The sequence below is a fragment of the Methanofollis sp. genome, from assembly GCF_028702905.1.
GTDB lineage: Archaea > Halobacteriota > Methanomicrobia > Methanomicrobiales > Methanofollaceae > Methanofollis.
This window is the reverse complement of the sequence record NZ_JAQVNX010000080.1, coordinates 1-9,624: the sequence shown is the minus strand read 5'-3', so window position 1 is coordinate 9,624 and position 9,624 is coordinate 1. Positions and strand designations below refer to the sequence as shown.

Below are 9,624 nucleotides of genomic sequence, written 5' to 3'. Positions count from 1 at the left end.
TCTGCTCCCGGAGAGCAGGATAGACGATCTTCTGGAGGGCAGCGGAACCCTTCGGTTTCCCGAGTGTGTACACGACCGCAGAGACGTAGTTCATCCCCTCCGTGTAGGTCTGTACCGTCCGGTCAAGGAGATCGGTGTCGGGACAGTCCAGCTTGAGGATGACCGTCTTTGGGGTGAGCACATGTAATTATTTCACTCAAAAGTATTTGCAGTTATGTGTGTGAACCGCAATTCCTCCCCGGCCTAAAGACCGGGGACTCCTTGCGGAGGAAGTTGAATTTTTTAATAGAATACTGATTATGGGCACGGGATGTGCGGGCTGAAAGACCGTAGTCTGCGCGGAGGATAGGGGTGAGAGAAAGGCTGAACAATCGCGGTTGGGGATTCCAACCTCAAAATCGGATGCTGCTATGGGGATTCGAACCCCAGTCGCAGGAGTGAGAGTCCTGCATGATTGGCCGGTCTACACTATAGCAGCAATCGTTGGCACCTAAGTGCTCTACAATGTAGGATATGTCGGTATTTAACCGTTCCTGTCTGCGCCTCCCGATCCGGCCGCGTCCGTATCTCTGCGATAGACGCCGCGCGAGGACGCGCCGGCGTTCCCTATCCATGATCCTTATGTAGTCAGCTAACAGATCTATGAGGAATGAGTGGTCTTGAAGATGAGATCAAGGAGATCGAAGACGAACTCCAGCGCACGGTATACAACAAGGCCACATCCAAACACATCGGCCGCCTGAAGGCGAAGCTCGCCAGGATCAAGGACGAGGCTGTCCAGCGTGCGATGAAGTCATCGGGCACTGGAGATGGCTATTCGGTCAAGAAGTCCGGTGACGGGACGGTCGTGCTCGTCGGTTTCCCGTCTGTTGGTAAGTCCACGCTCCTGAACCAGCTCACCGGGCAGGAGAGCGAGGTCGCGGCCTATGCTTTCACCACCCTCACGGTCGTGCCCGGCATCCTGGAACACAGGGGTGCGAAGATCCAGGTCCTCGATATCCCTGGCCTCATCGCGGGTGCGGCGATGGGCAAGGGGCGCGGTAAGGAGGTCATCGCGGTGGTGCGGAGCGCCGACCTGATCCTCATTCTCGGCGACGTCTATAATGGCCGGCATATCGACGTCCTGATGCGGGAACTGTACGACGCAGGCATCAGGATCAACAAGCCGAGGCCCGACATCACCATCAAGAAGAGCGGGAACGGCGGTATCAGGCTCAGCTATGTCGGCGACGAGGCCCTCGACATCGAGGAGGTGCGGTCCATCCTCGCCGAGAACAAGGTCATGAATGCCGACGTCCTCATCCGCGGCAATGTCAACCAGGACGACTTCATCGACGCCATGATCGGCAACAGGATCTATGTCCCGGCCTTCATCGCGATCAACAAGGTCGACCTGGTCGACGAGAAGACGAGAAAGGAGATCGAGACCGACCTGGTCGAGCGCTTCAACGAGAAACCCCACATGATCTCGGCCCACTCCGGCTACAATGTCGAGGAGCTGAAGGACGCGATCTACGAGCACCTCGGTTTCATGCGCCTGTACATGAAGCCCCTCGGCGGTGCGGCCGATATGGACGAACCGCTGATCGTCAGGTCTGGCTCGACCGTCGAGGACGTCTGCCGCCGCCTCCACCGCGAGTTCGTGGACAAGTTCAGGTACGCGAAGATCTGGGGCACGTCGGTGAAGCACGACGCCCAGCGTGTCGGCCTCCAGCACACCCTTGCCGACAGCGACATCATCACGATCGTCACCAGGTTCTGAAGATCCTTCCGGTCAGGTGCCTCTGCCTGGCCTCGTGCACTTTTTTGTGTTTCTCATGCTCCCTTCGTTCGGACCTCGAAAACCTCAGGTCTTCGAGTAGTCCCCCGCGGCAGAGTCTCAGGGCGACGAAAGCAAATCCGCCTTTACTCCCGTCGCGTGATCGCCTCTTCAAGCAGGGCCAGGGGTGCGTCCGTCCTGATTCCTGTGCCCTCGTAGTGGGTCCGCGTCGCCTGGTAGCCCGCGTCCCGCAGGCGGTTGATCACGACGTCGATCGCGGGCGGCGAGGCCCGCAGTCCCTGGGCGACCCGGTGGTAGTCGTAGAAACTCGCGGTCGGGAGTTCCTCCGCGAGGAGAGGGAGGAGGCGGGAGAGGTAGGTCTCTGTCCCGAGGCCCATCGTCGGCAGGCGCTCGATCATCGCCGCGAGGGTGGCGGGGTCGTTCACCGCGCCGAGCCAGAGGGGACCGACCGGTCGCAGGACGGCCCCGCAGGAGGGGCAGGTCGCCGCCTCAGGGAGCATGCCTGCCTGCTCCTCGCGGTACAAGCAGTGAGGGCACTGCATCACGTAGCCGATCCGCTCCATGGTCTGGTCGGCATTTCGCACCCGCCCCCAGACCCGCAGGTTGAGGCGGACGAAGTGCTCGTGTGCGAAGCAGAAGATGGGTGTGATGCCCCGGTCGTACTTCACCATCTCCCGCGCCACAAAGCCGAGGAGGATGCGCAGCCCCACCTCGCGGTGATACTCGGTGTTCATGGGCCGCGCGAAGTACCGGCGCATGCCGGCCTTCAGGTGGGCCCCGCAGAGGGGGGCGGTGTCGGTCGCGGTCACGCAGAGGAAACGTTTTGCGCTCCGGCAGGCGGCGTCGGTGAAGGGGGCGGGCGTGCCGAAGGGGTCGAGGTCCACGGCGTCGAACCTCCTGGTGCTCATCAGGGCGTTGGCGTCCAGGCAGGTCACCTCGATCTCCCCGCCGACCCTGTCGGCATTCTCCCGGATCTCGGCCGCAGCCGCGGGGCTGATGTCGTTGACCGTCACCGGAATGCCGACCTCGTGGGCGACACGCAGGCCACGCGCGCCCATCGCCCCCATGGCGTCGAGGTAGTCTGAGGGCTGCACCACCGAGAGATAGAGCACCGTTGCGTCCCTGTTCGCCTCCATCCTCCGGTTATAAAAGATCGGGGCCGAACCCGGTGGGAAAGCGGCATTTTCATCCTGAACCGGCGCAAAAAACGTGGTCCTCCCCTCGGTGACCGGAACCTTCTCCATTGCGGGAGAAAAGTGGGCCTTCAAAACCTTAATACCTTCCCGGCGCCCACACTAGAGAGTATCATTGGGCTTGTGGCCTAGCCCGGACATGGCGTCAGCCTCCTAAGCTGAATGTCGGGGGTTCGAATCCCCCCAAGCCCGCTCCTTTTTCACGTCGCGATTGAACCATACATTTTTGTTTCTGCCGCCCTTTGATCGTTCATGGACCGGACTGCCCTTCTTGCCCTGCTCCTCTGTGCGGCCGCCCTTCTTGCCGGGTGCGTGACCGCCCCGGAAGCGCCCCAACCGGAGAAGAATTTTTCCGCGTACCCCACCCCCGCACCTCTGGCGGTGAACCTCTCCGCGCCGCAGTACCCCCTCCCCCTTGAGACGGCGAATGTCACCAACTGGCAGGAGGTCGACGCTGCTCTCTCCCTCGACCCCGGGGCCGAGACCCTCCTGTCGGCACACGGTTTCGTCGTCGTCGAAAACCCCCTCGGACCCGGCGGCGCGGACATGGTCAGGCCCTATGCCGCCCTGAAGGAGGAGGGAGTCCCGGTCTTTGTGAGTACCGACTCCCTCCTCCACATCTACCACATCCAGTTCGACGAGACGATGCGGGCGGTTGAGGAGGGGACATTGTACGACGACCTGTATGCCCTCGACTCCGCCCTCCTCAACAGGTCGATGGAGGCCTACGGACGGTCGGGCGGCGAGGCGAAGGAGGCGGCCCGGCGCAATGCGGTGTACTTCGGCGTGGCACAAAGCCTCCTCGCCCCTGATGCCCGGCAGGTCGGGGCCGGCACCGGGTTTGAGCCCGCAGATGTGAAACGCTACCGTGCGGCCGTCCCCGAGGAGATAAGGCCCGACGTGGAGGCCGAACTCCTCCTGATCCGCGGCCGTGCCGGTACCGACGCCTCGCCGCTCTTCAGGTACGAGGAGGACTACTCGCAGTACCTCCCCCGCGGCCACTACACCCGGTCGGAGAGGCTGAAGAACTATTTTCTGGCGATGATGTGGCATGGCCGGATGGCCTTCCTCCTCAACGGCACCCTCGTGACCCCTGAGGACGCGCGGGTCCAGACGATCGGCGCCGCCCAGGTCGCCGCCGCCCTTGCCGACGACCCGGCCCTGATGGAGAGGTGGGATCGGATCTATACGGCCACCTCCTTCTACGCGGGCTACTCAGACGACCTCGGCCCCCGCGACTATCTCGCGGCGATGGACGCCCTCTTCGGCGGCCCGAAGACCGACCTCTCGGCAGACGAGGTGGCGGCCCTCCAGCGCGAACTCGGCACGTACCGCGCCCCCGCGATCTACGGCGGGACCGCGGACTGCTATGCCTTTACCCCTGAAGAGGCACGCACCTGCCTCAATGCGACGCAGGGGTTCCGTTTCATGGGCCAGCGCTTCCTCCTCGACTCGTACATCTTCTCAGAACTCGTGTATCCGTACACCGGTGATTTCACCGGCACGGGCACGCCCTTCACCCTCCGCAGCGGCGGACGCTCCATCCCGACCGCCCTCGACGTGATGTCCCTCCTCGGCTCCGAGAGGGCCGACGCGATCCTGGATGAGAATGGCGACAGCCGGTACGAACACTATGACGCCATCGCCGGCCGCCTGGCCGGGGAACTCCCGCAGAACGAGAGCGCGTGGAACAGGAACCTTGCCATCGGCTGGCTCCACACCCTCCAGCCCCTCCTTGCCGGTTTCGGGGAGGGCTACCCGACCTTCATGCAGACGACGGCCTGGCAGGAGAAGGAACTCACCACTTCCCTCGCCTCATGGACAGAACTCCGCCGCGACACCATCCTGTACGCCAAGCAGAGTTACACGATGGGAAAGGGGATGGCCTACCGCCCGCCTGAACAGGAGGTCGCGGGGTACGTCGAGCCTGTGCCAGAACTCTATCACCGCCTCCTCGCCCTCACCGCGATGACCCGCGAGGGCCTTGGCGACCTCGGCGCCCTGGACGAGACCTCCGGGTCCCGCCTGCGTTCCCTCGAAGCCGTCCTCGCACGCCTGGAGGCGATCTCGGTGAAGGAACTCGAAGGCGAGGCCCTCACCCCTGACGACGAGGCCTTCATCAGGGGCGTCGCCTCCTCCCTCGACCAACTCGTCGTCGGCGTCGACGAAGACGGGATGACGACCGCTGTCGTCGCCGACGTGCACACAGACCCGTACGACAGCCTCGTCCTGGAGGAGGGGGTCGGGTATGTGAACCTGGTCGTCGTCGCCTGCCCCGGCCCTGACGGCCGGCCCTTCCTCGCGGCCGGCCCGGTCTTCTCGTACTACGAGTTCACCGTCCCCCTCTCGGGCAGACTCACCGACGAGGCCTGGCAGGAGGTGCTCGCCACCGACCCGCCCGCGAGGCCGGGATGGACGGTGGGCTACGCGGCGGTGAGGCGATGACGCGCTTCACTGCCGCTGTTCTTAGGCCCCCTTCTTGCCGTCATCGACGTTCGCACCGCCTTAGGGGTAATGATAGAGGTCATCCCAAAACTGATCATACCCTCTGTCCTGTCGATGGAATGATCGGTATTTGGTTCTGAAAAATCCTGTTCTTGTGTCTGTCCGGGGGGTTTCACCCCCCGGTTCCCCCACCATTACGATAGGGAGTGGATGGCAGTCTTCTTCGATATGCAGGGATTATCCTTCCCCCGTCCTATCCTATTTTCGGGGGTCCGGGGGCGTCAGTCCCCCGGCAAAGAGGTGGGGGAAGGCGGTGGTTTCGCATGACTCTTCATGGAATTCGGGAAGACATCGACCCGATCATGAAGTTTTCTCCCGAGCTCCCATGCAGAAATGGGGAGAGTGAACGAGAGTTTTGGGATATGCTCATAATCAAATCTTCAGAATAATGCTATGCAGAATTCTTGTTCTAGAGTGGTGCTAGCGGTGGCAAAGCCATTTCTCCCACCCATTGGGATAGGGAAGTTATGGCAGCCCCCCTCTTCTGAATGCAGTGTTCGCTCTTTCCCGACCTAATCCTGAGCGGGGGTTCGGGGGCTGCGAACGGAGTGAACACGAGAAAATCTCTGATTTTCGGCGTAGTCCCCCGGTGAACTGTATTGGGAAGGCGATGGTCGACACCACAACGCTTCGGGGTGACCTATTGTATCCGGTCACCGTCACCGTGGTGTGAGTATTGAAATACCTCCCCCTCACACCTCTTTTCCGAATGCACGGTTATGTCTCGATCACCCGCCCGGTCAACTCGGTCGTCGCCGGGCTTGCCGGGGTGCTCGGCTACCTCATCGCCACCGGAACGGTCACTCCGGAGTCCGCGTCCCTCATCGGGATCGTCGCCCTGATCACCGCCGCGGGCAATGTCATCAACGACTACTGCGACGCGGAGATCGACGCCGTCAACAGGCCTGACAGGCCGATACCCGCAGGGAAAGTCTCGCGCCGGGGCGCCCTCATCTATGCCGCCCTCCTCTTTGCGGCCGGCAACCTCCTCGCCCTGACGACAAACCTCTCCTGCCTTGCGATCGCCCTCTTCAACTCCGCCCTCCTGGTGCTGTACGCTGCACGCCTGAAGGGCATGCCCTTTGTCGGCAACCTGGCGGTCGCCTATCTCTCGGCCTCGATCTTCCTCTTCGGCGGCGCCCTTGCCGGGCCAGACGGCCTTGCGGCGAACCTCCCTGTTGCGGGGGTCACCTTCCTTGCGATGGTGGCGCGGGAAGTGCTCAAGGACGCCGAGGACGTGGAGGGCGACGCCGCCGGCGGGGCGCGGACCCTGCCGATGGTCCTCGGCATCCCCCGAACGATCGTCCTTGCCTTCGCCTTCGCCGCGGCCGCCATGGTCCTCTCCATGCTCCCGGTCTTCCGGTGGTGGGGCCTCCCGTACCTCCTTGCCATCGGCCTCCTCAATGCCGCCGTCCTCCTCGGCGCCGCAGGGGTGCGGGGGTGCACGACGCCGGCCTGCATCAGGTCGTCACGGGTCACCTCCACCCTGAAGAAAGGGATGTTCCTCTCCCTCCTCGTCTTTACGGCCGCTGCCGTCCTCCTCTGAGGGACGCAGATGGATTATCAGGTTTGCCCGGTGAATTGAGGGATTATAGGCTGGCCGGTGAGAGAAGATCACTTATACGGACACCTGATTTCATCATCCCTCATATAAACAAACCGAAAACTATTCTTCCCATGCACGGCATGATCGTGTTTACAGCATGAAGGTCTATCAGCGCGGGAACACCTACATCGCACCGAAAGGCTCTTATTTCGACGGGAACGTCCACATCCCCGGGGACTTCATCGTCCCGCCCGAGACCCATTTCTGGGGCCGCCTCGACGTCGACGGCTGCCTGGAACTCGGCCCCTCTTCGACCGTCGGCGGGGACGTCACCTGCCGGTCGGGTGTGATCGGTCGCGGGGTCAGGATCGGGGGGTCGCTCACGGTCGGGGAGGACGTGACCATCTCCGACGACGTCGTCCTGGGGTCTGTCTCTGCCGGAGGCGACATCATCCTGCGGCCTGGCATCAAGGTCGGCGAGGTGAGGAGCGAGGCCACAGTCTATGTCTATGGCAGTATCTCAAGCGAGAGCCTTGTCGGCAGGAACATAAAGGTCATTGCGAATCAGGCGCAGTGACCCCGGTGGAGGCGATCTCAAGGAGTTCGTCCCAGTTGAGGACGGTCTCCACGCACCCGTCCTTCATCGTGACAACGCCCATCACGACCATGCCGATGCGGTCGCAGAGTTCGAGCCCCTCCTTTACTTCCATCAGGCACCCGACACCGATGATCGCCTCGGGGCGGTACTTCTTTATGATCCTCTTCATGAAGGTGGAGCCCGGCACGATGAAGACCTGGTAGCCCATCGCCTGGAGACGGTCGATGTCCCTGCCGATATCGCACTGCCCGCACCGCCGGCAGGAGAGGCCCTCTGGCGTGAGGTGGGCCGGGCACCTGGCCGACCGCAGGCACTGCGGCAGGAAGATCGCCCGCTTTTCGACCGGAGTCTCCACAAAATTCTTCATGTTCATCGTGTTGTGGAGCCTGATGAAGAACTGGATGAGGTCCTTGTCGTCGAAGCCGAAGAACCTGCACATCCCCTTGATCATGCCCTCGAGGAGGACCATCCCACTCGTCATCAGGCGCGGGAAATAGAACTGCCCGCTCTGGATGGAGAGACCGGCGACGATCATCACCAGGACGGAACCGATGAGCATCCCGACGATCAGGAAGACCGTGATCTCTCCGATGAGCATCATCAGGTCGTTCCAGAGCGAGGCCGTGAAAAACATGGTAGGAGAATATGGGGGGATTATTTAAATATTCCCTGTATCTGGCATCCTGTCGTATGGTGGGTGGAGGACGCCGCGTTCTGTCATGATCGCCGAAACGAGGTCGAGGGGTGTTCTGTCGAAGGCGAAGTTCGTGCAGGGTACGCCTGCCGGGACTGTCCGCCTCCCGTTGAAAATAGCGATTTCGTCGCCGTTTCTCTCCTCGATCGTGACATCTGCGGCCCTGCGCCCGGTATCGAAGGTGGACACCGGTGCGGCGACGTAGAATGGGATGCCGTGGTGGCGGGCACAGACCGCGTGCATGTACGTGCCGATCTTGTTGAAGACGGCGTCCTGTGTGATCCTGTCCGCGCCGACGACGACGCAGTCGATCTCGCCCCTCTGCATCAGGAAGGCGGCGGTACTGTCTGTGATCACCCGCACAGGGATGCCGTCTTCATGGAGTTCGAAGGCGGTGAGGCGGGCCCCCTGGAGGAGGGGCCGCGTCTCGCAGGCGGTGACGGAGACTTTTTTCCCGCTCTCCAAGGCCGACCTGACGACGCCGAGGGCCGTCCCCCAGGTGGAGCAGGCGAGGGCGCCGGCATTGCAGTGGGTGAGGACACGGGCGCCGTCAGGGATGAGGGCCGCGCCGTTCTTCCCGAGGGCCCGGCAGCTCTCCTCGTCTTCGTGGGCGATGAGGTCGGCCTCCCTGACCGCGGCCTCGACGGCCTCGTCCACCGTCCCGGCGGCCCGCAGGGCGGCCATCGTCCTGTCAATCCCCCAACCTAGGTTCACCGCGGTCGGTCTGGTGGCCCGCAGGTACGCGGCGGCCTTCGCCACCTCCGCGGTGAAGGGGCCGTAGGCTGTTTCCGTGCTCGTCATCGCCGCGAGGGCGACGCCGTACGCCCCGGCGATGCCGAGTGCCGGGGCGCCCCGCACCTCCAGGCGGCGGATCGCGACGGCAAGACGCTCGACGTCGGTGCAGGCGACGACCTCCAACCTCTCCGGCAGGAGGGTCTGGTCGATGAAGCAGATGGCCTTGCCGTCCCGTTCAATGGTCCTCGGGATCATAGGCCGGCCTTCAGGGCGTCGGTGTACGCCCGCATGGCGGCCGCGCCGGCCATCGCCACGCTGTCGGGGATGTCTTTCGGGGCGGTGGCCGTCCCTGCCACATAGATGCCCGGCCTGATCGTCGCCACCGTGTTCATCTTCTCGTCCCTGGTGTGGACAAAGCCGGTCTCTTCCAGGGTGATGCCGAGGTACTCCGCAATCTCCTCCATCCCTGCCTGGGGCTCCATGCCGACGGAGAGGACGACGAGGTCTGGCTTCAGGAGTTCGACAGCGCCGGTCTCGGTGTTCTCGACCTGCATCTCCAGGCCGCCGTCTGTC

7 protein-coding genes, 2 tRNA genes and 2 pseudogenes are annotated in these 9,624 nt (G+C 63.1%); 5 read left to right on the top strand and 6 right to left on the bottom strand.

Features of this window, described 5'->3' with window-relative positions; genetic code table 11:
- Both PHP59_RS09420 and PHP59_RS09415 read right to left on the bottom strand, forming a co-directional pair.
- Positions 1–181 (bottom strand): annotated as a pseudogene (locus PHP59_RS09420) (RNA-guided endonuclease TnpB family protein); the annotation flags it as partial.
- 222 nt (positions 182–403) lie between these two features.
- A tRNA-Glu gene (locus PHP59_RS09415) sits at positions 404–478 on the bottom strand.
- Between the two features lie 171 nt (positions 479–649).
- Here PHP59_RS09415 and PHP59_RS09410 point away from each other — a divergent pair.
- Positions 650–1,762, top strand: a complete 1,113-nt coding sequence (locus PHP59_RS09410; protein WP_300166340.1) for a GTP-binding protein — start codon at positions 650–652, stop codon at positions 1,760–1,762.
- A gap of 143 nt (positions 1,763–1,905) precedes the next feature.
- Here the strand turns inward: PHP59_RS09410 and PHP59_RS09405 are convergent, their stop codons facing one another.
- Positions 1,906–3,024 (bottom strand): tRNA (guanine(10)-N(2))-dimethyltransferase, encoded by a 1,119-nt coding sequence (locus PHP59_RS09405; RefSeq protein ID WP_300166338.1) that lies wholly within the window; start codon positions 3,022–3,024, stop codon positions 1,906–1,908.
- A gap of 66 nt (positions 3,025–3,090) precedes the next feature.
- On the opposite strand from PHP59_RS09405, the gene PHP59_RS09400 reads away from it, so the two are divergent.
- The 4 genes from PHP59_RS09400 to PHP59_RS09385 all read left to right on the top strand — a co-directional run bounded on the left by PHP59_RS09400 (position 3,091) and on the right by PHP59_RS09385 (position 7,601).
- A tRNA-Arg gene (locus PHP59_RS09400) sits at positions 3,091–3,165 on the top strand.
- Positions 3,166–3,225: 60 nt separating this feature from the next.
- A complete protein-coding gene (locus PHP59_RS09395; RefSeq protein WP_300166336.1) occupies positions 3,226–5,418 on the top strand; it encodes a DUF3160 domain-containing protein in 2,193 nt (730 codons plus the stop codon).
- A gap of 769 nt (positions 5,419–6,187) precedes the next feature.
- Complete coding sequence (locus PHP59_RS09390) at positions 6,188–7,024, top strand: geranylgeranylglycerol-phosphate geranylgeranyltransferase (protein WP_300166335.1); 837 nt, start codon at positions 6,188–6,190, stop codon at positions 7,022–7,024.
- Positions 7,025–7,181: 157 nt separating this feature from the next.
- Entirely contained in the window at positions 7,182–7,601 is a 420-nt protein-coding gene (locus PHP59_RS09385) for a polymer-forming cytoskeletal protein (protein WP_300166333.1), read from the top strand.
- Here the strand turns inward: PHP59_RS09385 and PHP59_RS09380 are convergent.
- The 3 genes and pseudogenes from PHP59_RS09380 to PHP59_RS09370 form a co-directional block, all read right to left on the bottom strand.
- Positions 7,579–8,256: a DUF116 domain-containing protein gene (locus tag PHP59_RS09380; protein WP_300166331.1), complete on the bottom strand. Its 678-nt coding sequence runs from the start codon at positions 8,254–8,256 to the stop codon at positions 7,579–7,581. The two genes, PHP59_RS09385 and PHP59_RS09380, sit on opposite strands and share 23 nt — an antisense overlap.
- Positions 8,257–8,280: 24 nt before the next feature.
- The gene (gene mtnA / locus PHP59_RS09375; RefSeq protein ID WP_300166329.1) at positions 8,281–9,306 is read right to left on the bottom strand and encodes an S-methyl-5-thioribose-1-phosphate isomerase; all 1,026 of its coding nucleotides are present in this window, start codon (positions 9,304–9,306) and stop codon (positions 8,281–8,283) included.
- Positions 9,303–9,624: pseudogene (locus PHP59_RS09370) on the bottom strand (FAD-dependent oxidoreductase); the annotation flags it as partial. The pseudogene PHP59_RS09370 and the gene mtnA, both read right to left, overlap by 4 nt.